Source organism: Marinitenerispora sediminis (assembly GCF_003336425.1).
Classification (GTDB): domain Bacteria; phylum Actinomycetota; class Actinomycetes; order Streptosporangiales; family Streptosporangiaceae; genus Marinitenerispora; species Marinitenerispora sediminis.
In genome coordinates this window covers 1-223 of sequence record NZ_QEIO01000434.1, presented here as the reverse complement: position 1 = coordinate 223, position 223 = coordinate 1, and the positions used below count along the sequence as shown (strand labels likewise).

Annotated in this window: 1 protein-coding gene; it reads left to right on the top strand. The window is 75.3% G+C overall.

Going from position 1 to position 223, the window contains the following annotated elements:
- A partial coding sequence (locus DEF28_RS27135) for a transposase (protein WP_147281127.1) occupies positions 1-223 on the top strand: 223 nt, incomplete at both ends.

Below are 223 nucleotides of genomic sequence, written 5' to 3'. Positions count from 1 at the left end.
TCATGCCCGCCCATCCCCGCAAAGGCCAGCGGTGGGCCGACCACCGCGGAACCGTCAACGCCATCCTGTTCCGCGCCCGCACCAGGACGGGGATCCCCTTGCGGGATGTGCCCGAGCGGTACGCCCCCGGGGAGACCGCCGCGGGGCGGCACCGCCGCTGGTCGCTGGCGGGCACCTGGAACCGCATCGCCGAGCGGCTGCGTATCGACGCCGCCACCGGCGA